Genomic DNA, 25,951 nt, shown 5'->3' on the forward strand with positions numbered 1-25,951 from the left:
ATATCCGTTTCTCTTATCAGTGGTTTTCTGTATAAGAATTTATTATTGATACATAATAATTAATAAGTTCTATTTTTGCCAGGGCAGTGGGACAATACCGAGCAATATGAACGATTCGGGCTGCTGGCCAGGTTAGGAGATAGTTCGTGAAAAGCGTCATCCAAAAGGTTCCGATTCCAACTGCCGGAGTAGCGCTCGGCCTTGCTGCCCTTGGCATCCTGCTCCAGCCGCTCTCGGAAGCGTTTCACCTCATCGCAGGCGTACTTTCCCTCATCATGGTCGCCTTCCTCGAGGCAAAGATCATCCTGTTCCCCGCCATGGTCAGAGAGGATCTGAAAAACCCCGTGTTCGCCGCGGTCAGCGCAACGCTCTTCATGACCACCATGCAGCTGGCAACCTACCTGGCACCGCTTGCCTACGATGCCGCCTTCGTCATTTGGAGCATCGCCGTCATCGGCCACTTCTGCCTTATGGCGTGGTTCACCATCGCCTTCACCTTGCACTTCGATCTCAAGCAGGTCTTCCCCACGCACTTCATCGCCTACGTGGGCATCATCGTAGCATCGCTCACCTCGCCGACCTTCGGCATGGAAGCCGTGGGCGCTGTCATTTTCTGGTTTGGATTCGCGCTCTACCTCGCGCTGCTCGTCATCGTTGGCCTTCGCTACATCAAGCATGAAGTTCCCGAACCATCGAAGCCCCTCTTTTGCATCTACGCGGCGCCGATGAGCCTTTCGCTTGCAGGATACCTTGCATCCGCTGCGGAACCGAATGCCGTCATGGTCGGCATCATGGCCGTTCTGGCACAGCTGTTCCTCGTGCTCGTGCTCACTCAGCTGCCCAAGCTGCTCAAAATCAAGTTCTACCCGAGCTATGCGGCGATGACCTTTCCATTCGTCATCTCGGCCTCGGCCCTGCTCAAAGCGGTCACGTATTTCGAAGGGCTGGGTTTCGGAGGTCCCGTTTTCATGGCCGCCCACGTGCTCATTTCGATCGAAACCATTCTCGCAACCGTCATGGTGCTGTATGTTCTGGGCCATTACCTGCGATTCTTTTTCCGTCGCATCGAAGGCAAGCCAACCGAGCCGGTGCTCACATCCGCAGAGATCGCCCGCTTCGCCGAAGAGATCGAGGGCTAGAAGCAACCAAGGTTCGGGCTATCCCCGGCGTCGGGGGTGGCCCGTTCTCGACCGTATGCGGGACGCCTCTTCACGGCGTTCGCGAATCTCGTTGGTTTCGCTGCGCAAGGCATGGTAGGAATCGAGGCGGCTTTGTGAAAGTTCGCCCTTCTCAACCGCACGGTGAACGGCGCACCCCGGTTCGGCTTCGTGGCGGCAATCCCTGAACTTGCACGAGGCGGCAAGTTCCTCGATATCGGAAAACGCCGCTTCGATTCCGCTTTCCGCATCCCAAAGGCCGAGTCCCCGTACGCCGGGCATATCGACGACGCACCCGCCGCCGGGCACGTCGATCATCTCGCGGCTCACCGTGGTGTGCCGTCCTTTCCCGTCGACCTCCCTCACTTCGGCCGTCTCCTGCACCTCGCATCCGACGAGCAGGTTCACAAGGCTCGATTTCCCCACACCGCTCTTCCCGATGAGCACGGTGGTTGTACCGGGGGCCACGAGGTCGCGCACCGCATCGATGCTTTCGGGCTCTTCCGCCGAAACCACCAGCACCCGATCCCGGGCACCCACCAGATCGCCGACTTTGCGGGCGATGCGTTCGATATCCTCGTCGCTTTCGGCAAGATCGGCCTTGGTGAGAATGACCGCAACATCGGCTCCTGTTTCATGGGCAAGCACCAGTTCGCGTTCAAGGCGTCTGAGATTCACATCCGCAATGGGCTGGGCGATGAGCACCGTATCGAAGTTGGCGGCAAGAACCTGCGGAAGCGCCCGCTCGGTGGGATCCTTGCGAACGAATTCGGTTTTGCGGGGAAGGATTTCGGCGATGATCGCCTTGTCATGCGCCTCGGGGATGTCGAGCAAAACCCGGTCCCCGATAACGGCGCGCACCTTCTCTCCTTTGACCAGAGCCGTTGCATGCTTGCACCGAAGCTCGTCTCCCGCTTCCGTGCGAACGAGCGGGTAACCCCTGTCGAGCTTGACAACCTGGCCTTCGAGCACTTAACGCCGCCTTTCCCGAAGCCAGTAGAACACGCCGGTAACCACGAGCCCCACCGCAACGACAACTGCGCCGGGAATGAACGCTTCGAGGCTGAACGGCTCTTCGTGGTGCTTGCCCTTATCGACCACGCTCACGTGTTCGGCATGCAAATCGGTCAATCCGCTGTGCTCGGGACACACGAGATGGAAGGTACCGCGAACCTGCAGCATCGTTCCCGTCGTTCCGTACTTCCCAAACGCATCAATGCGTTCGGCCTGTTCATCGGTCATAAAAACCGATATCGATGCGTTCGATGAGGGATCGCGCGACATGAGCGTGATCCAGCGATGGTCGGGATCTCCCTCAACGGCGATCGAATCGCCGACGGCCTCGCCGACGATCTGCACCGTCTGATTGTCGTAATACGAATCGGCCGAGCTTAAATCTGCAATGCTCGTATCGAAGATGAACGAGCTGTCAGGCAGCTGTTGGGGATTGACGGTGTTCTCATCTTCGCCTTCGGCAAGCGCAACCGCTGGAGACATGTACAGCGACAACGCGAGAGCAAGCGCAGCAACGCCCTTCGAGGCCAGGCGCATTGGAGCCGAAAGCCCGATCATGATGCGTTCACCCCGATTCTGCGACGGGGCTTGAACGACACGATGATCTCGACAATGAGCGCGAGCAGCGTTACGAATTCGAGACGACCCGCCCACATCTGGAAAATGTAGACCGTCTCGAGCACCTTGGGCATGTCGGGCGCAACTATGCCCGAAGTAACGCCCGCGTTGCTCGTCATGGCAACCGATTCGAAGATGGCCTGCGTCGCGTCGTAGCCGTATGCGATGCCGACAAGCGCCCCGATCGCGTAGGTGATGATGTAGAGCGCAAACACCGTCATGGCGTTTTTCGCAAGCTCAGGCGATATGAGCCTACGGCCGATATGGTTGTAATCGACGACCACGCGTGCGGAATCGGGGGCAAGCGCTTCTTTGATGGTGACCACGATCGACTTCGCGATAACGCCGATGCGCTGGAATTTGATGCCGCCGGCCGTACTGCCCGAGCTGCCGCCAACCGCCATCACAACGGCGATGACGAGAAACGCACCCGATGAGAACACCGTGGTCAGCTGGTTCGACGTGATGTTCTGGAAACCTGTTGTCGAGAACGCCGAAATGATCATGAACAGGCCGCGCCGCAGCATTGCCCCCAAGTCGGAAAACGACGCCGTAGCAGTGAGCGCGGCGGCGAACACGAGCGTCATGACCGAAAGCCACACGACCATCGTGCGGATCTCGAGGTCGCGGAAAAACGCCGCTGTTCGACCGCGGATGATTTCGGTGTAAAGCACGAAGTTGATGGTGCCGATGATCATGAGAACCATGAGCACGATCTCGAGTCCGATCGAATGGTAGTACAGCACGCTCTCCCCCATAGGGGCGAAGCCGCCCGTCGTGAATCCCGAGATGGCAAGCCAGAGGCTCTGGAAAATCGCCCGTATCGGCTCCATGCCGAGGAAGATGCACAAAATCGTGAGCAGCGCCGTTGCAATGAAGATGACCACGAGCGAAATCTTCGCGATGATCTGCGTGGTCTGCACGACGTTGGGCACCACGTGCTCGCTGCGCCCCTCGGAAGAATACAGGCTCGCCCCTGCGCGCTTTCCAAACAGCCCAAACGACATCGCGACGACAATCAGGCCCAGGCCGCCGATATAGTGCATGACGAAGCGCCACGTGTTATCCGCAACGGACAGGTGGTTGAGGTCTTGGACGACCGTGGCCCCCGTCGTCGTAACGCCCGAAACGCTTTCGAAGAACGCATCGAGCGGATTGGCGTAGTGGCCCGAAAGGTGAAGCGGAATCGCCGCCACAAGAGCGATGACGATCCAAGCAAGCCCCGTTACCGCCAACGCCTGCTGTCGGTTCAAACGGCCGGGTTCGATGCGCAAAAAACGCAGCCCGCTTCCCACGACGAGCGCGATGCCGATCGTAAGAAGATAGTGGGTAGCCGGCTTCCATTCGCCGCACGCGATGGCAACCACAAAGGGAACGAGAAGCGCGAACGAGAAGAACAGGATCAGAACACCAAGATAGTGTCCGATAACCCGTACATCATATAAAGAAAAACGCTGCCACATATCTCTTGCGCAAAGAGCCGCCTACGCCGCCCGCTGCCCAGCCCTTCTGCCGAAACCGCCCATAGCTACCCAAGCACCACGCGCGCCAACACGATAAGGATGCAAAGGAAGAGCAGAAACACCAGTATGCTCGTCAACAGCACGCCAAACCCCAAAATTGGGGCCTTGATGCTGCGCTCGATCTTTCGGGTTCGTTTCCGCATGAGGGTATTCTAGTACAAGTGCGCCCGATATGCGGTTCTGTGAAAAAACAACAGGACGGGAGGTTTGCTTCTCCCGTCCTGAATACGAACAAATGTTTCACGTGAAACATCGGCTTCGCGCCGCGCCGTGCCGCCTATTCCGCAAGCGCGGTCTGGACCACCTCGGAGTTGTAGTTGCCATCGCGGTCGATGTCGATGACAACCGTCGATCCGTCAGGCAATTGGCCTGCAACGATTTTCTCGGCCACCGCGTCCACGACCACCTTCTGGATGAGTCGCTTCAACGGACGTGCGCCGAAAATGGGGTCGTACCCGTCGATCGAAAGGCGTTCCATCGCGGCAGGACGCACGTCGAGCGAAATACGACGTTCCTGCAAGCGCTCGCGCACTTCTTCGAGCTGCAGATCGACGATCGGCTCGATGTTGCCCATCGTGAGGGCGTTGAACACCACCGTATCGTCGATACGGTTGAGGAACTCGGGCCTGAACGTCGCGCGCAGCGAGCCTTCGATGGCCTGGTTCATCGCCTTCTCGTCGCCGTGCTCCGCAAACTCGCGGATGAATTGCGATCCCACGTTGCTCGTCATGATGACGATCGCGTTCTTGAAGCTTACCACGCGACCCTGTCCGTCGGTCAAGCGTCCGTCGTCGAGCACCTGCAGCAGGATGTTGAACACGTCGGGATGCGCCTTCTCGATCTCGTCGAGCAGGATGACCGAGTACGGCTTGCGACGCACCGCTTCGGTGAGCTGACCGCCCTCGTCGTAACCCACGTATCCCGGAGGAGCTCCGATCAGGCGCTGCACGCTGAACTTCTCCATGTATTCGCTCATGTCGATGCGGATCATGGCCTTCTCGCTGTCGAACAGATATTCGGCGAGGGCCTTCGCAAGTTCGGTCTTTCCGACGCCTGTGGGGCCGAGGAACAGAAAGCTGCCGATCGGCTTATCGGGATCGGAAAGCCCGGCGCGATTGCGCCTGATGGCGCCCGCCACCGAAGACACCGCTTCGTCCTGACCGACCACGCGCTCGTGCAACCTGTCCTCCAGATCGACGAGCTTGGCCATTTCGCCCTGCATCATCTTCGATACGGGAATGCCGGTCCACGTCGATACGACTTCGGCGATCTCCTCGCTCGAAACCTCTTCTTTCAGGATCGCGCCCATCTGCTGGCGCACGTTGAGCATTTCCTCGGCCTCGTGCAGCATGCGCTGCAGCTCGGGAATGCGCGCGTAGCGCAGTTCGGACGCCTTCGAAAGATCGCCTTCGCGGGTTGCGCGCTCTTCCTCAAGCTGAGCTCCTTCGAGATCGGCCTTGAGGTTCTGCACGTTGACGATGGCGTCCTTCTCGTTTTGCCACTCGGCTTTGCGCTTATCGAGCGCTTCGCGTGCGGTTGCGATCTCCTGCCGCAGCGCTTCGAGTCGCTCTTTGCTGGGCTGGTCCTCTTCCTTCATGAGGGCCTGCTCTTCGATCTGCATCTGCGTAAGCTTGCGCTCGGCGGCATCGACCTCTTCGGGCATGGAATCGATCTCTATGCGCAAGCGGCTCGCCGCCTCGTCCATCAAGTCGATCGCCTTGTCGGGAAGGAACCGGTCGGAAATGTAGCGGTTCGACAGCTCGGCCGCGGCGACAAGCGCGGAGTCGGTAATGCGAACGCCGTGATGGATCTCGTACTTTTCCTTCAAGCCGCGCAAAATTGCGATCGTGTCCTCCACGGTGGGCTCGCCCACGAGCACTGGCTGGAAACGCCTCTCGAGAGCCGCATCCTTCTCGATGTACTTGCGATACTCATCAAGCGTGGTTGCGCCGATGGCGTGAAGCTCGCCGCGTGCAAGCGCGGGCTTGAGCATGTTGCCGGCATCCATGGAGCTATCGCCCGTGGAGCCTGCGCCCACGATGGTGTGGAGCTCATCGATGAACAAGATGATCTGGCCATCGGAATCCTTCACCTCGCGCAGCACGGCCTTCAGACGGTCTTCGAATTCGCCGCGGTACTTCGCACCTGCGATCATAGCGGGAAGATCGAGCATGACGATATCGCGATCCTGCAGCGAAGAGGGTACGTCGCCCGCAACGATGCGCTGCGCCAAGCCTTCGACGATCGCCGTTTTGCCGGTGCCCGGCTCGCCGATGAGCACAGGGTTGTTTTTCGTTCGGCGCGACAGCACCTGAATGGTGCGGCGAATCTCGTCAGCGCGGCCGATAACCGGATCGAGCTTGCCTTCGCGCGCCATTTGAGTCAGGTTCTGGCCGTATTGCTCCAGCGCTTCGAACTGCGTTTTCGCCGCCTGATCGGTTACACGGGTATCCCCGCGCAGATCCTCGTAGGCAGCTTCGATGTTCTTGCGGGTGACTCCGGCAACGGAAAGGATCTTGCCGGCAGCGCCCTTGTCTTCTGACAAGGCGATCAGCATGTGCTCGCTTGTCGCATAGCTATCGCCGAGCTTTTCGGCGATCTTCACGGCGTTGTCGATGAGGTTCATAAGTGCCGGACCGGGCACGCCGCTCATCATGTTGGGATTGCCGCTGACCTTCGGCATGCGCGCGATTTCAGCATCGACGTTGGCGAGCAGATTGAACGGCTCGGCGCCGATACGTTTGATGATAGCCGAAAGGTTGTTCTCCTTCGACTCGAGCAGAGCCTTCAGCATGTGGATGGGCTCCGCCTGCGATGCTTCGTTCTCGGAGGCGATGACGATGGTCTGCTGCAGCGCCTCCTGCGCAGTCAGGGCGAGTTTGTTCAAATTGCCCATGTTCATAAAACATTCCTCCTTCGCCCTCATTCTCTGATGAAGGCAAATCGGTTTACAGCAGCCGGCGCAACGGAAGCCGAGGCAGCCGGCAAGACGCGCCACGCGCCGGGAGGCGGTGGCGCAGATTCGTTCTCAGGGAAGCCGACGGAGCGCAAGCGAACCCGGCTCCGTGCGAACCAGCGAGTTCACGCTTTCGCGCGTTTCGAGCTCATGCACGCGGTCGGCAAGGCGCCGCACCTTTTTGTGCAGGTCGTCCAGCTCCGTATCCCGCTCTTCCAACCTTCCCTGAAGATCGAGGATGCGGATGACGCCCGCGAGGTTGATTCCCTCGCCGGTCAACTCGTTGATGAGCTCGAGCCGTTCGATATCGGCCTGCGAATACATCCTGGTGTTGCCGCTCGTGCGCTGGGGGGTCACAAGGCCCTTCTGCTCGTACGTGCGCAGGGTCTGGGGATGCACGCCCGCAAGCTCTGCCGCCACGCTGATCATGTAGAGCGGTCTATTCCTGTCAGTCATCGCACTACCAACTCCTGATGTCGTCCTTCGTTGCAGCCAGGAAATCTTCCATGGCCTGTTTCTGTTCGTCGTTCATGGCCTTCGGAACCACAACGTCGACGTTGATCTTCAAATCTCCGCTGCCTTCGCCCTTTACCTTGGGAGCGCCTTTGCCCTTGATGGTAAGCACGGTGCCGTCCTGCGTTCCAGCCGGAACCTTCACGCGGACCTTCGTGCCGTCGGGCGCGGGAACCACGATGCTCGCCCCGAGTGCCGCTTCGGCAACCGTGACCGGCAGGGCCACGTTCACATCGGCGCCCTGGCGCGAATAGTACGGATGGGATTCGATCTTGGTGGTGATAAGCAGGTCGCCGTTCACCCCGCCGTTTTCGCCGAGACCGCCCTTGCCCTTGAAGCGCAAGCGGCCTCCGTCCACGGCGCCTGCCGGGACCTTCACCGTCAGCGTTTCTTTGTCGGCTTTGCCCGGCACCCGCACGCTCACACGCTTTTCGACGCCTTTGAAAGCCTCGTCGAAACTCACCGAAAGCGTGACGTTCATATCCTGGCCGCGCTGGGGACGCGGTTGGGCTTGCCCGCCGAAGCCTCCGAAGCCGCCGAAATCCCACTCGGTGCCGAATGCGCCTTCGCCGCGACGGATGCTTTCGAGAATATCGCCCCAGCCGCCGAAACCCTCTGCGCCGAACGGGTTGCCGCCTTGGGCGCCTCCCCATCCTTGCGGAATGTGGTTTTCGTTGGCTGTTCCGTACTGATCGTAGAGGTCGCGCTTCTTTTCGTCGCTCAAAACCTCGTACGCTTCGTTGATTTCTTTGAATTTCGCCTCGTCGCCGCCCGCATCGGGATGATGCTTGCGCGCGAGCTTGCGATAGGCCTTCTTGATCTCGTCGGCCGTTGCGTTCCGTGGAACGCCCAGCGTCTTGTAATAATCCGGTGTCGTTGTCGTCGCCATGCGTCCACCTCGCTTTCATGTTTCTTCGCCGCCTATCCGGCGGCATGTCAAATATTTGTCCTAGAAGCAGAAGCGGGCTGCATGTAACCCGCTCGCCCGCCTCTCGCTTACTTCTTTTCTTCGGTCTCTTTCGGGACTTCCCGCTTCGGTCCGCCAGTTGTTACCGTTACCATAGCTGGCCTGAGCACCTTCTTGCCCATTTTGTAGCCCTTCTGATAAACATCGGCCACCGTTTCGTCAGGCACCGACGCATCGGGTACCGTCGCGACCGCTTGAGCTTCAAGCGCATCGAACGCTTCACCCTTCGGATCGATGATTTCGACTCCATCGCGCTTGAGGGCATCGACGAATTTGGCGTGAACCGCTTCTATTCCGCTCAGAAGACCCGTCTCGCCGTTCTTCTGCGCATAGTCGATCGATCGTTCGAAATCGTCGATCACCGGAAGAAGGTTCTCGACGAGCTTTTCAGCCGCACGGGCCTTCTCCTCGGCGCGCTGGTCGGCAGTGCGCCTGCGATAGGTATCCCACTCGGCGTGCAGACGGACGAACTTGTCCTGCCATTCCGCCGCTTCGGCCTTGGCTTGAGCCACGAGCGCCGACTCGAGTTCGAGTTCGCTGATGGTTTCGGGATCGAGCACCTCGGCCTCGTCGGCTTGCGCCGGCTGATCCTTCGACGCTTCCCCGTCCGCAGCCGGCTCTTTCGAACCGGCTGCCTGACGGGTTTCGTCTTTGGCGGCAGCCCCATTGGGGGAGGGGGAATGGGTGGGGGCAGGGCCACCGCCCGGGTTTGCTTGTGAGCGAGAAGTTCCTACGACCTTGTCCTTATCGGGCACAGCCATGATTACTTCCCTTCTTTGTCGTCTTCGACAACCTCGTAGTCCGCTTCGATGGTATCGTCAGCCGGGGTCGTCTCCGCAGCGGTTGCCGCGGCGCCCGCAGCATCGCCCTGGGTGGAGTACACCACTTCGGCAAGCTTGTATCCAGCAGCCTGCATTTTCTCAGTTGCAGCCTTGATGGCATCCATATCGGATCCCTCGAGAGCGGTCTTCGCCTCGGCGATAGCTTCCTCGGCCTGCTTCTTCACATCCTCGGGAGCCTTGTCGCCAACCTCGGCGAGCGTCTGCTCGGTTGCGTTCACAAGAGCATCGGCGTTGTTGCGGATCTCGACCTCTTCTTTGCGGCGCCTGTCCTCTTCGGCATGCGCTTCGGCATCTTTGACCATGCGATCGACTTCGTCGTCGTTCAGCGCGGTCGAGCCGGAAATCGTGATCTGCTGCTGCTTGCCGGTGCCGAGATCCTTTGCCGACACGTTCACGATGCCGTTGGCGTCGATGTCGAACGTGACCTCGATTTGAGGAACGCCGCGGCGCGCAGCCGGAATGCCGGTGAGCTGGAACTTGCCAAGCGTCTTGTTGCCGGAAGCCATCTCGCGCTCGCCCTGGAGGACGTGCACCTCGACGGAGGTCTGGTTGTCTGCCGCAGTCGAATAGATCTCGGTCTTGCGAGTCGGGATCGTGGTGTTGCGCTCGATCATCTTGGTCATAACGCCGCCCATGGTCTCAACGCCAAGCGACAGCGGGGTCACGTCGAGCAGCAGGATGCCTTCGACGTCGCCGGAAAGCACGCCGCCCTGAACAGCTGCGCCCATGGCGACAACCTCGTCGGGGTTCACCGACATGTTCGGATCTTTGCCGGTCATCTGCTTGACGAGTTCCTGCACGGCGGGCATACGGGTGGAGCCGCCGACGAGGATGACCTCGTTGATGTCCCCTGCCTTGAGATCAGCGTCTTTCAGCGCCTGCTCGACGGGCTTCTTGCAGCGATCGAGCAGATCTTTGGTGATGCGCTCGAACTCCGCGCGGGTAAGCGTGTAATCGAGATGCTTCGGACCCGAGGCGTCTGCCGTGATGAAGGGCAGGTTGATGTTGGCCTGCGTGGTGGACGAAAGCTCCATCTTCGCCTTCTCGGCAGCTTCCTTCAAACGCTGCAGGGCCATCTTGTCCTGGCGAAGGTCGATGCCGTTTTCAGATTTGAACTTGTCGGCCATCCAGTCGATGACGCGCTGATCCCAGTCGTCGCCGCCGAGGTGATTGTCGCCTGCGGTGGAGCGAACTTCGAAGACGCCGTCGCCCAGCTCGAGCACCGAAACGTCGAACGTGCCGCCGCCGAGGTCGAATACCAGGATCTGCTGATCCTTGTTCGTCTTATCGAGACCGTAGGCAAGCGCTGCAGCCGTGGGTTCGTTGATGATGCGGAGAACCTCAAGGCCGGCGATCTTGCCAGCGTCTTTGGTTGCCTGGCGCTGAGCGTCGTTGAAGTACGCGGGGACGGTGATGACCGCTTGGGTGACCGGGCCGCCGAGCTGCTTTTCCGCATCGTTCTTCAGCTTCTGGAGAACCATGGCCGAAATCTCTTCGGGGGTGTAATCCTTGCCCTCGATGTCGACGACGGCGCGGCCGTCCTTGCCCTTCTGGACTTTGTAGCTGACGGTTTTCTGCTCTTCGCTTGTTTCGTTGTAGGAACGGCCGATAAAGCGCTTCACGGACGAAACGGTGTTTTCCGGATTGGTGACCGCCTGGTTCTTTGCCGCTTTGCCGACGACGCGCTCGCCGTCTTTGCGGAAGCCTTCGACGGAGGGGGTGGTACGATCGCCTTCGGCGTTGACCAGAATTTCGGGCTCGCTGCCTTCCATTACCGCCATCGCCGAGTTAGTGGTTCCTAAGTCGATTCCGATGATCTTTGCCATTATTGCTTCCTCTCACTCTGAGTTTGTTGCCTTCGTTATGTGCTTACGTCTGTTGCTTAACCTGTAATCTCATATATGCAAAGGTCCGCGCATGCGAACCTTTCCGATGACTGAAACTATATAATCTAAGTCTGATGTTGTCAAGTTTCTTGCCATTTTACTTTTGAGAATTTCTCAATTGTCATCTTCACGTTACTTTCGTACACATTTCATAGGATATGTGAACGTTCCACGGGATGACTCATGGCGCCCTTTCGCTCAAGCAGGCTCAGTCCGACGGCTTGAACTTGGTTACACCTTATACTTTTGGATAAAGCGCGCAAGGATGTTCACCGCTTTGTTGCCGTGTTAAAAGAGTTTCGTTGCTTCGTTTCCGCTCGCGTAAGATTTATTGCAAGGGAGTCGGTTTCGATGGCCGCGCCAGGTTTCTGTTATTTTCCGGATTCGCCTTCGCGCACGCCATGGGCAAGGTCGATCAGCTGCTGTCGAGACGACACGCCTGTTTTATCGTAAATATGGCGAATATGCGTCTTTACCGTACTCTTCGACAAATACAGGTCTTCGGAAATATAAGGTCCGCTTCGCCCAAGCAGGAGCATCCCCAATATCTCCTCTTCACGTGGGGTCAGCGAAAAGCGCTCGGCAATCACTTCACGTGCAGCATGTATGTCGGAGACCCCGATTGCATCGGGTTGGGCGCCCGTCGCAGCGGGGAAAAAAGCGTTTTGGGACAAGAGAAAGAACATGAGGGCGAGGATGATGAACCCTATCGCCGGGGTGCCGACGATCACGGCATCGCGAAGAAACTCGGGAACGACGATCATCGGATCGGGTATCGTCGTTTCGATGAAGAGGGCCGCGATGCTCGCACCCGCGACTACGCTTCCCGCAAGCAAGAGAAAAAACTGTCGAAAGCGCTTTGCATCGCCCAAAGAGAAGCGCAGAAGAACCCCGAGAAGCGCGAACAGCGCGGTAGAAACGGCCGCACCGTCGAGCATGACGAACAGCATCCAGCTGCTTGGCATGTTCGGTAGGCAAAAATACATGACCGCGAGGGCGACGAGAAGCATGCTGCCCAAAACATAGGCGCTTTTGCGTTTCGCCAATCTCCCAACGAGAATGAGAACGCCCACAACAGCAAGGCAAACGACAAGCAGGGCAACCGCAGCCAAGCTTACAAGCCCGAACGCGGCTTCGGTATAGACGCCCGCGAAACGAGTCGATTTAGGATAGACGTTATAGCAGTAGCCGAACAAGAACCCGCTTACAACGATAAAGTACGGAAACGCCCTATGGTCGAACATAGCTCGCAATTGGCTCTTGGCAAGCGAACGGGCATACGTGCTGAACATGCTCTGCCTCTCGAGCCGATTTCGCGATAAGGCGAAGGACAGACCTGCCGATAGAACCGGCAAAAGCCAAAAAAACGAAGCGACGAGGTCGGTTGGCACTGCGATCATATAAAGGAAGAACAACCCAACCCCCGCAGTCAGAGAAATAAGGTACCAAGAGACTACGGCGGCAAACGACATGGTCGATAGGACGGACACGTAGAAGAGAACCACGAGCGCCAAGCCGATTCCCGCAAGCAGCCCGAAGACGGCAAGGGCGGCCCAATCGCTTATTCCGACAAGGCCGCGCAACGGAAAAAGCACCGATGCGCCGGTTAAAACAGCAAGACCCGCACCATGCAGCTTCCGCTTGTGCTCGCTCAGCTTCTGCGTATTGAAAAAACCGAGAGCAAGCGCCGACGCAGCGAAGAAAAAGATCGAACAGAACACCGTCGAAAGGGTTGCCGATCCAACATCTGCGCTGTTTCGATATAGCGTTGCCGAGAGAAAGACAACGAACAGCCAGGCGATCGCGAACCCGGCCGGTACCGCCGTTCTAGCCGAAACCGCCGCAATCGTCTTTGCGCTTTTTTCTGGCGAATGCGTTCCCATAGAGACCCCCTCGCCCACAGTGTAGCAAAGTCTCCGATTGTTCCGCGAAGTATTTGAATATAGACCAAAAGGGTCGATGGGTTTAGCCCTTCTGGTCGATGGGCGGCTCTCGAAACGCGCCTAGCATGGCAACAGGTTCGGATAGCGAATCACGCCATATACTAGGAGGGCATTTATGAAAGACATCAATCGCAGGCAGTTTATTACAACGGCGGGGTTGTCCGCAGCGGCTTTAAGCGTTTTCGGCCTCGCCGGGTGCTCGGGGCCGGGAGCGAATGCGGGCTCGGCTTCCGCATCGGCCGATTCGGCCATTCCAGAAACATGGGACGAAGAGGCGGACTTCGTCGTACTGGGAACGGGAACGGCCCTGACGGGCGCTCTCAAGGCTGCTGCCGACGGCATGTCCGTTATCGTACTCGAAAAAGCAAAAACCATCGGGGGAACCACGGCTTTGTCGGGCGGCCAAGTCTGGGTTCCCTGCAACGATTTCTCCACCGAGAAAGACGATAGAAACCTTGCTAAAAAGTACATGACCAAAGTCGCCGCCGGACTATCAACCGAAGCGATCATCGATGCGTACATCGACAGAGCTTCCGAAATGGTTAACTTCATTGCAGAAAAAACAGGTTGCGAATGGTCCGTCAGCCCTCGCATCGACTACCATGCCCAATGGGAGGGTGCCAGCCGCGACATGCGATCGCTTTCCTGCGTAATCGACGGCGTGCGTTCCGGGGCGCACTTCACCCAGCCTGAAGCGGATGAGATAGTTTCCCTCGGCGGTAAAATTTTGACCGAAACGCCTGCCAAACGACTCGTGTCGCGCCCAACCTCAGACGGCGGTCAAGAGGTGCTTGGAGTTATCGCCGAAGACGCGAAGGGCAACCAGATTGCCATCAAGGCCAACAAGGGCGTCCTTGTCGGAACAGGTGGATTCTCCTACAACGAAGACATGCTCAACGCGTATCACCCCATCCCCGTCAAGGGCTGCATGTGCGTCCCCGAGTCTACAGGGGACGGCATTCTCATGGCGCAAGCCGTTGGGGCCAACCTGACCATGATGCCATGGGGCTGGGGCCAGATAAACTTCAAAGCATTGAGCGAGCAGTATTACGAAGAGAAGGTATGCTCTACCAAGGTTTCCCTCTATGCCTATCAAACTAAACCGGGATCGATGTTCGTCAATCGTCAAGGCAAGCGTTTTTGCGACGAGGCTTCCGATTACGATTCTCTCTGGTTTGGATTCCAAGGGCAATCGACGACAGGCGATATGGAGCTGACCAATGTACCCGCCTGGTATATCTGCGACCAATCCGTGCGCGAATCATTGGCTGACCCTTCGAAGGGAGACATATTCTTCGGCGTCGGCCTTGACGGAGACCTTCCCGAATGGGGCTACACGGCAGACACCATCGAAGAACTGGCTGAGAAAATAGGCATCGACCCCGAGGGACTGAAGGCCCAAGTAGAGAAGTTCAACGCCGATGCGGAAAACGGAACCGACACCGACTTCCATCGGGGCGAATCGGAGTTCGAAAACTACAACATGATGAACAGCGGGCCGACGCTCGGCGGCCTTACGCAGCCCCCCTTCTATGCCGCCGAGATCGTCCCCACGTACCAGGGAACAAAAGGCGGCATCCAGATCAACGAGAACGGCCAAGCGATCAACACGGCGGGAAACCCCATTCCCCGTCTCTACGCATGCGGCAACACAACCGGATGCGGAACGCCGGGAAAGTACTACACGGGCGCAGGCGGGACGAACGGTCCCGGAATGGTTTTCGCCTATCTAGCCGCCGAACACGCCGGGCAGCTTGATAGCTGGGCGTAACAAACATCGAGGCCTCTTGGCGTTTCGCTCGCCGAGAGGCCTGCCTTCGGGCGGCGCGCTTTGGCGAACGGCATGCGCTGCGACGGGTGCTTCTCCTGGGCGAGCATCTCTTCTGCGCCAGCGACCGTCTGGCGCAGACCGCCACCAAGACACGGATGCCGACCCCTATCGATAAACCGAAGCCCGGGCTTTTTCCGAATATCCGCTGTTGCCAGTTGAGAATCCGAATAGCCAACGGCTCCCGAATCGCTAGCGGCAAGCCAGGCGAAAGAAACATGTCCCGAAATCAGAACCACCCGTGAAAACGGGTGGTTTGCTCTAGGGGTATAACCCCAAGGATTACCAGCCAGCGCCTAAAGACGCTGGCCTTCACTTGTGTTCAGGCCGTATAGCTTTTGACTCGCAACAAGCCACTTAAAGTGGCAGCTTGCCTTGTCCTTTGATGAACGGGTCTTCGTATTCTTTAACGCTTAACTTGTCGAGTGCAATGTCGTGCTTTTCTTGTTCGCGAATGTATTTTGCAATAGCGGCCTCATTAAGACCTACCGTGCTTACGTAGTAACCTTCGGCCCAAAACTTCCTGTTACCGAACTTGTACTTGAGATTGGCATGCTTGTCGAAAATCATCAGGGAACTCTTTCCCTTCAGATACCCCATAAAACTAGAGACGCTTATCTTCGGCGGAATGCTCACTAGCATGTGAACATGATCAGGCATGAGGTGCCCTTCTAGTATCTCAACGCCTTTGTATCCGCATAGTGTGCGGAGTATGCTCCCAATGCTAGTCCTCAATTGATTGTAGATAATTTTGCGCCTATACTTCGGAGTGAAGACGATGTGATACTTACACATCCACTTCGTGTGCGACAGGCTATGCGACTGTTGCGCCAAATTAATCACCTTCCTAATTCGCTGGACGACCTGAACAATCGCCATTGTATAGGAAGGTGATTTTGTATAACATCTGTCGCGCACCCGCATAGCGGGTGGTTGATATCGTCCGCGCTTTGCGCGGCCGACGGGCTAAAGCCCTAATGCAAAAGCTCCCGATTGCCTCTGCAACCGGGAGCTTGCTTCAAGCAGATTTTTCGACGGCTAGTCTTCGATAACCTCGGGGATGGCGCCCATGGGGCATTCCTCGACGCAATCGCCGCAGGCGATGCAAGCATCCTCGTTCACAACCTCAACGACGCCGCCAACGACTTCAAGCACTTCTTGCGGGCATGCATCAACGCAAATCCCGCAGCCGACGCACTCGTCGGCTTCGATAACCGGATGGGACATATTATTCTCCTTCTCGTCTGAAAGAATTCTTATTGGAGGAACCCTCGCCTACCAAAAACTTTCTGCCCGCAAGATACCATTCCTCACTGTAATTGCAAGGCAAAATGCAGATTTTTCAGGTTTCGGCTGATATTGCGGACAAACGACATGGTTTTACAGCGCGCGAATTTTGGGTAGAAGTTGCATACCGCCTGATCGACGGGGCATCAAGCGCATCGTTTCGAAAGCAAGGGCGCCCTCGTTCATGAATTCCCTTCCGCAATGCAACGCACATCTTCCGATGGCAACGCCGCCGCAACGCAAATGCGGCGCTTCTCGCCCTGAAGCGCCGTTACCGCAATTGGTCCAGCCAGGTGTCCGGCTGGACCATGCTTGGGTTGTCGAAAACCCGCCAGGCGATTCCGCAAGCAAGCACGCTTCGCTTACCCCCCGATGAGCTCTTCTACAAAGGCATCGGCGGGTCGGGATACGAGCTCGTCAGGCTCGGCGAGCTGCGCAATGCGACCCTCTTCCATAACGAGCACGCGATCGCCGAGCTTGAGGGCCTCGCGAATGTCGTGGGTAACGAGGAGGATCGTCAAACCGAGACGGCGCTGCAAGTTCAGAAGCTCATCTTGCAACGAGCGGCGCGTGATCTCGTCGACGGCGCCGAACGGTTCGTCCATGAGCATGATGAGCGGCTCGGCGGCTAGGGCCCGAGCGATGCCGACGCGCTGGCGCTGCCCGCCCGAAAGCTCGTTGGGGTAGCGCGAGGCAAGCTCGGGATCGAGCCCCACTGCGGCGAGCAGACGCGCCACTTCCAGGCGCTCCCGCCCTTTCGACCATGCACGGGTAAGGCGCGGCACGTAGGCGACGTTTCTGCCCACCGTCATGTTCGGGAACAGGCCCACGCTCTGAATCACGTACCCGATGGAGCGCCTGAGCTCGACGCGGTTGGACTCCTTGACCTCTTCGCCGTTTACGAGAACGCGGCCGCTATCGGGGTACTCGAGCGCGTTCACCATCTTAAGCAGCGTCGTTTTGCCGCAGCCCGACCGTCCGACGATGGTAAGGAACTCGCCTCGGCGCACCGCCAGATCGATGCCGTGCAGCACCGCCGTATCGCCGAACGATTTTTCCACATGATCGAGTTCGATGATCGCATCGACGTCATCGGGTGCGCTCATCGCGCGCTCAGTCGTGGTTTTCTCCGCATCGCTTCCCATGGCTAGCCTTCGAGAACTCCCTTCGAAACGAGGAAGTCGCGCGCAACCTTCGCTTCGTCTTGGCCTTCCACCTCGACCTTGTAGTTGAGCTCGGCCATTTCCTTGTCGCTCAGGATGCCGTCCATCTTCATGAGGGCGTCTTCGAGCCCTGGATGGCTGTCGAGCGCATCTTGGCGCACGACCGTCGAGCAGAAGTAGTTCACCTGCAGGTGCTTATCGTCTTCGAGCGTGGTCACGCCGCCCGCAGCCAGCTGGGCATCGGTTGTGAACCCGTTCGTCACATCGATATCGCCATTGCGCAAGGCCTGGTATTTGAGTCCGATATCGATATCCATGACCTGCTTGAAGGAAAGGCCGTAGGTTTCGGTGAGCACAGGGAAGCCGTCTTCGCGTTCGATGTAATCGGGGTTTCCGCCGAAAACGAGTTCGGGGGCCGCCGCTGCCAGATCGCTCGTGGTCTTGAGGCCGTATTGCTGCGCAACCTCATCGCGCACCGCAACGGTGAACGTGTTGTTGAACCCGTACATGCCAACCCACGTCATGCCGAAATTAGTCTGGTATTCTTCCTTGAGCTTTTCGAGCATCTCGTCATCGGCAACGCCTTCGGCCTGATGATCGAGCACCAAAACCCAACCACTCGAAGTGTACTCGGGGTACAGATCGAAATCGCCGCGCTCCATGGCGGGTTGGATGTTGTTCGTTCCGCCGCCGATGCCCTTGGTCACGTTTGCTTCGTAGCCAGCATCCTCGACGAGAGCCTTGAGCATTTCACCTAAGATATACTGCTCGGTCATGGGTTTGGTGGCGATCTCGATCGGGTCTGCCGAAGACGAGCTCGATCCCCCCTCGCCGCCATCCGAAGCGCATGCCGCAAGCGCGAAGAGCGCAATGCCGAAAACCATCGCAAGGGCCAGCATAAGCGGCAGCCGCCTGCGCACCTGCGGGCCTTTCGTTCTACTGTTTTTCATGAACCGTCAGTCTCCTCTTCTTCTTATAGCGCTTCTCGATAAGCCCCAAAAGCAGATCGGCTGCAAGCGCAAGCAGCGCGATCATGAGCGCACCTGCAAACGTGAGGGCAGGATTGTACAATGTGATGCCGCGGAAGATGGCGACGCCCAGACCGCCGGCGCCGATGAACGCGGCGATGCCGGCGACCGAAATAGTCATCACGACCATCGAGCGAAGGCCAGCGAGGATCACGCTCGTGGCCATGGGCAGCCTCACATGGACAAGCGTCTGCATGCGGGTCGACCCCATGCCGCGTGCGGCCTCGATGATATCGGGGTCGATATCGGTAAGGCCCACGTAGGTATTGCGCACCATCGGCATGAGCGCGTAGATGATGAGCGCGACGATGGCGTTGGTGCCACCTACGCCGAGCAGGGGAATGAGCAGGCCGAGAAGCGCGATCGACGGAATGGTGTACACCACGTTGCAGACGCCGATGATGAACGGGGCGAATCGACGATGCTCGGCGATGAGGATGCCGAGCGCCAGCCCGAGCGTGCCTGCGATTGCGATGGCGATAGCGGAAAGCGCTATATGCTCGACGAGAAGAGAGGCGAACCAGTCGGCTCGATCGACGAACAGCGCAGCTACTTCTTGCAGAAATTCCATATCAGGGATGCAGCCTTCGAACGGCGCCAGCCGGGCACGCGTCGAAACATGCGCCGCACTGAAGGCAATGCTGCCACTCTATGCGATAGGGCGATCCCGCCTCGATGCACTGCTGCGGGCACGTTTCGAGGCACGAGCCGCATTCGATGCACTCCTCGGTGATGAGAAATCCGGAATGCTCCGGTTCCGCTCCTCCGTACGAGAACGCTTCGCGGCTGATGGGATGATGCAGCAAATCGAACCACTCGCCTTGCCCTTCGTAAACGTGGAAAGCATCGAGAATGTAGCGGGTCTTGCCGGGATACACCTCGTTAAGCCCAGGGTTTTCCTCGAAAACCCTGTCAAGCCATTCCTTGTCGGCGATGCGGCATTTCCCTAGGAACTTAAGGCTCTGGCATTCAGGGCACATGGCCGAAAGCGCCACTTCACCGGTTTCGACCATCTGCTTGTAAAACGGCTTGCCCTTGCTGGCCACCAAATACATTCCCGAATCATCAGCCAGCATCACGTTGACGATCCTCGTGCGGGGATGCCCCTTCTCGTCGACCGTCGCCGCCGATGCGATCTTGACCGATCGGAATAGGTCGACGTATTTTTTCGCTTTTGCGTCCATTGCATCCTTCCTTCGATATCAGTATACCCAGTCACGCATCGATCGCCGCCGCGAAAACGCGTCCTGCTGCATAAGCCGCCGGGCAGACGGCGCGCATCGAGCTGCGGATGCGCAACAACCGCTTCGCCCGCGCGATCGATGCCTCAGTATGAGCCGCGAAGCGAGCGAAGTAAATCAGGTACTTGCTTGTGCCTTGGTATCCAATCGGTGCCCATGCGCCCATGCACGAAAAAGGCGCAACCCGTAAGCTGCGCCTTCGCAGTTCGCTCTATCGGTAGCCGCGCGACGCCTGCCCAGCGCGCTGAGCCGCACGGCGAACACGGTTTAGCAGATGCGCGGAAGCTGCTCTCCCACCAGCATGTCGAGAATACGCGTACTGCCGAACGCCGTGCGCAGAAAAACCTTCGGGCCGCGCTCCGGCTGCATCGCGGAAACTTCGCCGATGATGGCGGCGTCTTTGCCGTAGGGGTTCGCCCTCATGGCGGCAAGCGCCGCCTCGGCTTGGCCCGCCGGCACCACGCACACCATCTTGCCTTCGTTCGCCACCTGGAAAACATCGTATCCGAGCATCTCGCATGCACCGAGAACGGCCGGCTTCACCGGCACCGCATCCTCTTCGATGGTCATATCCGTTCCGGATTGGGCAGCAAGCTCGTTGAGCGTCGACGCGAGGCCGCCGCGCGTCGGATCGCGGAAGCAGCGCACATCGGGAGCCGCTTCGATCACTTCGGCGATGAGATGGTTGAGGGGAGCCGCATCCGATTCGATATCGGCCGCAAAGCTCAGCGATTCACGGCAGCTCATGATGGTTATGCCGTGGTCGCCCATCGTTCCCGTGACGAGCACCTTATCGCCAGGTGCACACTTCTCGCCGCCCAAATCGATCCCCGCATAGCCGTAGCCGACGCCGCTCGTATTGATGTAAATGCCATCGCCGTGCCCGCGGTTGACCACCTTCGTGTCGCCCGTGACGATTTCGACGCCGGCTTCGCGAGCGGCCTCGGCCATCGAGGTGCAGATGCGACGCAGATCATCCATCGAAAACCCTTCCTCGAGGATGAATCCGCAGCTGAGGTACCGAGGCTCGGCGCCGGCGGTAGCCACATCGTTCACGGTGCCGCATACGGCGAGCCGCCCAATATCGCCGCCGGGGAAGAAATGAGGGTCGACCACGAAGCTGTCGGTGGAAAACGAAAGCGAACCGCTGTAGGCGAGCGCCTCGGCCGAGGGCTTCGCTTCGGAAGCCGGTGCCAAAACAGCGGCATCGTTGCCCCTTAAAAGGCTTTCGCCTGCATACGCCTCGAAAAACACTTCGTCGATGATTCGCTTCATCATCGTGCCGCCGCTGCCGTGGCCGAGCAATACCGTATCGTCCATAATCCCGTGCTTTCTATCGAAGAACCGTAAAACGGAAGGCGCGTTAAATGAACTGGCCCGTCGTCGTCAAAACGAGACGGCCGTTCTTGACGCCCTTTGTTCCGAGAATCATATTCGCAACATCCTGCACGAGCCCCGTTTCGCCGCGCAGCACGATGGCTTCAAGGCAATTGTGCTGATCAAGGTGAACGTGCGTCGAGCAGATGATCATGTCGAAGAACTCGTGCTGAATCGCGTGGAGCTTTTCCTGAAGATCGCTTGCATGGTGGTTGAACACGATCGTCAGCGTTCCCACCACTTCCGCCCCCGGCGTTGCGCACTCGTCTTCGACCAGCGCATCGCGCACGAGATCGCGAACCACTTCGCTGCGGTTCTTCGCCAACCCGCGGCGTGCAACAAGGTGATCGAACCGCACAAGCAAGTCCTCGGGCATCGCGACCGAAAACCGCATGAGGTCGTTGCTCATGGCTACACCAGGTTCACGGTTACGCCGCTTGCGCCGTTCGCATCCTTATCGAGAGCGTCCTGAGCATCGGTTAGAAGCGCGCGAGCCTCGTCGAGCAGGCCCTGGATCTCCTTCAGGGTTTCCGCGGTCTTCGCGTACTCCGCATCGGCGGCAGTATGGTACAGCTTATGGGTCCAGCGACGGTTGAGGGCAACCTGATCGTCCATCTGCTCGAGCATCATCTTGAACTGGGAAACGTTAACTCCGTTGGTGCACATGGCGCCTTCCCTTCTTTTGTTATGCGAATGCACCGATCGAACCGTCCGTCCGCTTCGGCATCCGCCCGTTTCTTGCTATTATGCTTCTTTATACGGCGATTGCTCGGTAAGTTCAAGGAGCGGTGTGAAAAAATCCGCAAACAGTAACATGTATGAGGTTTCTCTTGTCGAAACGTGGGATCGCTTCGGAGCGCGGCTCGATGGCGCGTTTTCGTGCCCCGTGCTCATCGTGAGCCATGCCCCTCTTTCCGACAAAGCCCGCCATGCCCTTGAAAACTCCGTTGAAGCGCTCGGATACGGAAGCGGAGCATGCGCCTTTTTCGTTACCGGCCCCGTTGCCGAAGGCGCTTCTCCGAACGATCTTTCCGATACCGATGTTTTCTCGGCCGTTGAGGGGCTCGATCCCCTTGCTATGGTAATCACCGACCAGGCAAGCGCCCAGGCGTGCGCACGCGCCTACCACTGCGATATTCCCGTACCCGATAAAAGCCGCGTTCTCGGACGCACGGTGATCGGCTTTGCTGATTTCGAATCCATGCTCGCCTCACCCGAAGAAAAACAACGGGCCTGGGGCTTGCTCAAGCGCCTCCCAGGCCCAACGCGCAACTAGTTCTATCCGCATCTATCCGTGCATACCGAAACCGTCGCGCAACGGCGCCTATGCGCCCACTATCGTTGCGGCGGCATCGAGCAGCGCCTCAACCTCTTCGGTCGTTGCCGCCTCGGCGTACACGCGCACGAGGGGCTCGGTTCCCGACGGGCGCATCATGACCCATGCATCACCCTCGAGCAGGAACTTCACGCCGTCGCGGCGATCCACGTCCACAACCTTTTTGCCGCAGATTTCCCCGGTTTCGTAAACCGGCATGATGTCGGTGCGAAACGCGTTCATCTGCTCCTCGGAAAGAGCCAAGCCGCGGCGGGCGAACTCGAGGCGCCCCAGCTTTTCGAACATGTCGTCGACAAGCTCGCCAAGGCTCATGTTGCGCTGCGCCATGGTTTCGGCAAGCAACAGCGCCATAAGCAGACCGTCGCGCTCCATGACGTGGGAGGGGATGCCGATGCCACCTGATTCCTCGCCGCCGATCATCACGCCGCCTTTCTCCATTTCGGCGTAGATCCACTTGAATCCCACCGGCGTGCTTATCAGCTCGAGCCCGAGGCGCTTGCACTGACGGGCAAGCAGGGCGGAAGCGGTGATGGTGGAAACGACCGTACCCGTTTCGCCCTTGTCTTCGGCGAGATGCGATACGAGCAACGTGATGATACGATGGGGGTTGACGAAGTTGCCGTGCTCGTCCACCGCGCCGATGCGATCGGCATCGCCGTCGTTGATGAAGCAGGCATCGAACCCGAGCTCGGTCACCTTCGCCATGCCGCGATCGACCCATGGCGGAATGGGCTCGGGGTGCAAGCCGTCAAACGTCGGGTCTTCGGCGTTGTTGATTTCCACAACCTCGACGCCAAGATCTTCAAGCAGCCCGGCAAGATGCCTGCGCCCCGCCCCGTACAGGGGATCGACCACGACGCGCAGCTTCGCCGCTCTGATGGCATCCTGGTCAACGCGGCTTTTCAGCGCCTCAAGATACGGCGAGACGAGATCGACTTCGACATAGGCTCCGCGCGCTTCGGTTGGCTCGTCTGCAAGAAGGGCCTCCACGCGATCGGTGAACTCCTTGGAAGAAGCGCCGCCATCGGACATGCGCAGTTTGACGCCGAGATATTCGGCGGGATTGTGGCTGCTCGTAAGCATGATGCCGCCGACCGCTTCGGGGTCCTGGTTGACCGACCAGCACAGCGTGGGCGTCGGGCAGTAATCAGCCGTGAGCTTGACCGCGAATCCGTGCGATGCGGCAACCTGGGCAGCAAGCTGCGCGTAGGCGTGCGCATCTTGCCGGCAATCGTGACCGACGATGATCGTTCCCGGATTATCAGCCGGCCGGCCGGCTGCAAGCGCCTCTTGTTTGAACACGGTCGCAGCAGCATCGACCGCGCGCACAAGGTTCTCGTTGGTGAAATCTTCGCCGATGATGGCTCTCCAACCATCGGTTCCGAAATGTATTGCATCTGCCATGCTTGTCTCCTCAACATGAACGCGAGCGCAACCGCATCGAATCGGTTCGGCGCGGCTTCGTTCGCTATAGCTGAAACACCTCGAACATTATAGCCACCACGTGCGAAGCGCGCTCAAAAAGCATCGAGGATTCATGGGCATGCCAAGCAAGGGAGATCACGCGAAAAGGAAAGGAGCCCCGAAGGGCTCCTTTTGGACGAAGTGGAACCGCCAGGGGGATGACGGTTCCTGCAAGACGAGTAGAAAGGAAGGATACCGGTCTACTGGAATGCAGTATATCCTGCTATTTATCCTTTGTCAAGAATAGTCTTGGATAAGGTTAATTACAGTTCGAAAGCTTGCTCTCGAAAACGCCGATGCACCTCCTCGCACATCGTAAACGCCGACTTGCCGTATGTTTCGCACCCGACTCCCGAGCTCCGAAGAATGGCCTCCGGCCACATGAGCGTTTTTTGACGAACCCCCGAAAGGGCCTTCCTGCTGCTACCATGGAGCCAGTCTGAAAACTGCAGATTAGCTGCACGAAAGGATATCCATGGCAAACATGAGCTTGGCGAAGGAACCTCGCGATATCACCGTTCTCGTAACCGGGGGCGCAGGCTTCATCGGCAGCCACACCTGCGTCGAGTTGCTCGACCAGGGTTACAACGTGGTCATCGTCGACGACCTGAGCAATTCGAGCGAAAAGGCCGTCGATCGCGTAAAAACGATTACGGGGGCCGACGATGCGCGCATTGCTTTCTACGAAGCAGACATTCTCGACCGCGAGGCGCTCGAACGTATTTTTTCCGAAAACGACATCGCGGCGATCATCCATTTTGCCGGGTTCAAAGCGGTTGGCGAGAGCGTGCAAAAGCCGCTCGAATACTACTGGAACAACATCGCGGGAACGCTTGTGCTCTGCGAAGTCGCCCGCGAACACGGCGTGAAGAACCTCGTATTTTCAAGCAGCGCAACCGTGTACGGCGATCCCGAGTTCATCCCGATCACCGAAGACTGCCCGAAGCATCAGGCAACCAATCCCTACGGGCAAACCAAAAGCATGCTCGAGCAAATCCTCACCGATCTCTATATCGGCGATAACGAATGGAACATCGTGCTGTTGCGCTACTTCAACCCGATCGGAGCCCACGAAAGCGGCCTCATCGGAGAAGACCCCAAGGGAATCCCCAACAACCTTTTGCCCTACGTCGCCCAAGTGGCCACCGGCAAGCTTGAAAAAGTCGGCGTGTTCGGCGACGACTACCCCACCCCCGACGGCACGGGCGTCCGCGATTACATCCACGTGGTCGATCTTGCTCGCGGCCATGCGAAAGCGCTCGAATGGATGGGCGGCAAAGTGGGCACGGGCAAGGCCATCGGACTCGGCAGCATCGAAGGCGAAGCCGATGCCGACGGCACGCGTCACGGTGTGGGAATCTTCAACCTGGGTACCGGCACGGGCACAAGCGTGCTCGAAGTGATTCACGCCTTCGAAAAAGCCTGTGGCAAAGAGATCCCCTACGAAATCAAGCCTCGACGCGCAGGCGACATCGCGGAAAACTACGCAGCGTGCAAAAAAGCGGCAGACGAGTTGGGCTGGACCGCCCTCTACGATCTCGATCGCATGTGCGCGGACAGTTGGCGGTGGCAATCGGGAAACCCGAACGGGTATGCCGACTAGCGAGCCGCAGCACTGCTCGTCGTAAGAGAACGACCCCGTCATCGCAGTTGATGACGGGGTCGTTTTGATTGTTTGCCAGCCGCTTTTCGAAATGCATCAGCGAACGCGTTATGCAGCCTCCGCCGAAATTCCGCTCGCTTCGCCGCCGGATTGGCCGCCGGAATCACCGCCGCCCGAACCGCCTGCCTCGCCGCCGCCAGAGCCT

At 58.5% G+C, this 25,951-nt stretch carries 23 protein-coding genes; 4 read left to right on the forward strand and 19 right to left on the reverse strand.

The window, feature by feature from the left end; translation table 11 throughout:
- The first annotated feature begins 146 nt into the window (after window positions 1-146).
- Window positions 147-1,139: a TDT family transporter gene (locus C1719_RS15370; RefSeq protein ID WP_102375893.1), complete on the forward strand. Its 993-nt coding sequence runs from the start codon at window positions 147-149 to the stop codon at window positions 1,137-1,139.
- Window positions 1,140-1,157: 18 nt separating this feature from the next.
- Here C1719_RS15370 and rsgA read toward each other — a convergent pair whose 3' ends face one another.
- From rsgA to C1719_RS15415, 9 genes are all read right to left on the reverse strand, one after another.
- The gene (gene rsgA / locus C1719_RS15375; protein WP_102375894.1) at window positions 1,158-2,129 is read right to left on the reverse strand and encodes a ribosome small subunit-dependent GTPase A; all 972 of its coding nucleotides are present in this window, start codon (window positions 2,127-2,129) and stop codon (window positions 1,158-1,160) included.
- Window positions 2,130-2,729 carry a hydrolase gene (locus C1719_RS15380; RefSeq protein ID WP_102375895.1) on the reverse strand — a complete coding sequence of 200 codons (600 nt, stop codon included), beginning with the start codon at window positions 2,727-2,729 and terminating at the stop codon, window positions 2,130-2,132. It lies immediately after the preceding gene.
- The gene (locus tag C1719_RS15385; RefSeq protein ID WP_102375896.1) at window positions 2,726-4,252 is read right to left on the reverse strand and encodes a TrkH family potassium uptake protein; all 1,527 of its coding nucleotides are present in this window, start codon (window positions 4,250-4,252) and stop codon (window positions 2,726-2,728) included. Before C1719_RS15385 ends, C1719_RS15380 begins: the two co-directional genes overlap by 4 nt.
- Window positions 4,253-4,589: 337 nt before the next feature.
- Complete coding sequence (clpB, locus tag C1719_RS15390) at window positions 4,590-7,214, reverse strand: ATP-dependent chaperone ClpB (RefSeq protein WP_102375897.1); 2,625 nt, start codon at window positions 7,212-7,214, stop codon at window positions 4,590-4,592.
- A gap of 126 nt (window positions 7,215-7,340) precedes the next feature.
- Window positions 7,341-7,724: a heat shock protein transcriptional repressor HspR gene (locus C1719_RS15395; protein ID WP_102375898.1), complete on the reverse strand. Its 384-nt coding sequence runs from the start codon at window positions 7,722-7,724 to the stop codon at window positions 7,341-7,343.
- Between the two features lie 4 nt (window positions 7,725-7,728).
- Window positions 7,729-8,670, reverse strand: a complete 942-nt coding sequence (locus C1719_RS15400) for a DnaJ C-terminal domain-containing protein (RefSeq protein ID WP_102375899.1) — start codon at window positions 8,668-8,670, stop codon at window positions 7,729-7,731.
- Window positions 8,671-8,777: 107 nt separating this feature from the next.
- The gene (locus C1719_RS15405; protein ID WP_102375900.1) at window positions 8,778-9,509 is read right to left on the reverse strand and encodes a nucleotide exchange factor GrpE; all 732 of its coding nucleotides are present in this window, start codon (window positions 9,507-9,509) and stop codon (window positions 8,778-8,780) included.
- Window positions 9,510-9,511: 2 nt separating this feature from the next.
- On the reverse strand, window positions 9,512-11,416 hold the full coding sequence (gene dnaK, locus C1719_RS15410) for a molecular chaperone DnaK (protein WP_102375901.1): 1,905 nt from the start codon (window positions 11,414-11,416) through the stop codon (window positions 9,512-9,514).
- A 431-nt stretch (window positions 11,417-11,847) separates the two neighbouring features.
- Window positions 11,848-13,359 carry a helix-turn-helix domain-containing protein gene (locus tag C1719_RS15415; protein ID WP_102375902.1) on the reverse strand — a complete coding sequence of 504 codons (1,512 nt, stop codon included), beginning with the start codon at window positions 13,357-13,359 and terminating at the stop codon, window positions 11,848-11,850.
- A gap of 175 nt (window positions 13,360-13,534) precedes the next feature.
- Here C1719_RS15415 and C1719_RS15420 point away from each other — a divergent pair, with 175 nt between their 5' ends.
- Complete coding sequence (locus tag C1719_RS15420) at window positions 13,535-15,190, forward strand: FAD-dependent oxidoreductase (protein ID WP_102375903.1); 1,656 nt, start codon at window positions 13,535-13,537, stop codon at window positions 15,188-15,190.
- A gap of 414 nt (window positions 15,191-15,604) precedes the next feature.
- On the opposite strand, the gene tnpA is transcribed toward C1719_RS15420, so the two are convergent.
- From tnpA to C1719_RS15470, 9 genes are all read right to left on the reverse strand, one after another.
- Entirely contained in the window at window positions 15,605-16,126 is a 522-nt protein-coding gene (tnpA, locus tag C1719_RS15425; protein ID WP_180963402.1) for an IS200/IS605 family transposase, read from the reverse strand.
- Between the two features lie 159 nt (window positions 16,127-16,285).
- Window positions 16,286-16,474: a 4Fe-4S binding protein gene (locus C1719_RS15430; RefSeq protein ID WP_102375904.1), complete on the reverse strand. Its 189-nt coding sequence runs from the start codon at window positions 16,472-16,474 to the stop codon at window positions 16,286-16,288.
- 422 nt (window positions 16,475-16,896) lie between these two features.
- On the reverse strand, window positions 16,897-17,679 hold the full coding sequence (locus C1719_RS15435; RefSeq protein WP_102375905.1) for an ATP-binding cassette domain-containing protein: 783 nt from the start codon (window positions 17,677-17,679) through the stop codon (window positions 16,897-16,899).
- 2 nt (window positions 17,680-17,681) lie between these two features.
- On the reverse strand, window positions 17,682-18,647 hold the full coding sequence (locus tag C1719_RS16140; protein WP_245874568.1) for a glycine betaine ABC transporter substrate-binding protein: 966 nt from the start codon (window positions 18,645-18,647) through the stop codon (window positions 17,682-17,684).
- On the reverse strand, window positions 18,634-19,296 hold the full coding sequence (locus C1719_RS16145) for an ABC transporter permease (protein ID WP_102375907.1): 663 nt from the start codon (window positions 19,294-19,296) through the stop codon (window positions 18,634-18,636). Before C1719_RS16145 ends, C1719_RS16140 begins: the two co-directional genes overlap by 14 nt.
- A gap of 1 nt (window position 19,297) precedes the next feature.
- Window positions 19,298-19,909, reverse strand: a complete 612-nt coding sequence (locus C1719_RS15450) for a 4Fe-4S binding protein (protein WP_102375908.1) — start codon at window positions 19,907-19,909, stop codon at window positions 19,298-19,300.
- Window positions 19,910-20,233: 324 nt separating this feature from the next.
- Window positions 20,234-21,286, reverse strand: coding sequence for a hydrogenase expression/formation protein HypE (gene hypE, locus C1719_RS15460; protein ID WP_102375910.1), 1,053 nt, complete (start codon window positions 21,284-21,286; stop codon window positions 20,234-20,236).
- A 43-nt stretch (window positions 21,287-21,329) separates the two neighbouring features.
- Entirely contained in the window at window positions 21,330-21,752 is a 423-nt protein-coding gene (gene nikR, locus C1719_RS15465; RefSeq protein WP_102375911.1) for a nickel-responsive transcriptional regulator NikR, read from the reverse strand.
- Between the two features lie 2 nt (window positions 21,753-21,754).
- Entirely contained in the window at window positions 21,755-22,009 is a 255-nt protein-coding gene (locus C1719_RS15470) for a dynein gamma chain protein (RefSeq protein ID WP_102375912.1), read from the reverse strand.
- A gap of 124 nt (window positions 22,010-22,133) precedes the next feature.
- Between C1719_RS15470 and C1719_RS15475 the strand changes: the two genes are divergently transcribed.
- On the forward strand, window positions 22,134-22,619 hold the full coding sequence (locus C1719_RS15475) for a hypothetical protein (protein WP_245874569.1): 486 nt from the start codon (window positions 22,134-22,136) through the stop codon (window positions 22,617-22,619).
- A 48-nt stretch (window positions 22,620-22,667) separates the two neighbouring features.
- Here C1719_RS15475 and C1719_RS15480 read toward each other — a convergent pair whose 3' ends face one another.
- Window positions 22,668-24,083 carry a phosphohexomutase domain-containing protein gene (locus C1719_RS15480; protein WP_102375914.1) on the reverse strand — a complete coding sequence of 472 codons (1,416 nt, stop codon included), beginning with the start codon at window positions 24,081-24,083 and terminating at the stop codon, window positions 22,668-22,670.
- Between the two features lie 535 nt (window positions 24,084-24,618).
- Here C1719_RS15480 and galE point away from each other — a divergent pair.
- A complete protein-coding gene (gene galE / locus C1719_RS15485; protein WP_102375915.1) occupies window positions 24,619-25,746 on the forward strand; it encodes a UDP-glucose 4-epimerase GalE in 1,128 nt (375 codons plus the stop codon).
- The last annotated feature ends 205 nt before the right edge of the window (window positions 25,747-25,951 follow it).

It is taken from the genome of Raoultibacter massiliensis (assembly GCF_900199545.1).
Taxonomy (GTDB): Bacteria; Actinomycetota; Coriobacteriia; order Coriobacteriales; family Eggerthellaceae; genus Raoultibacter; species Raoultibacter massiliensis.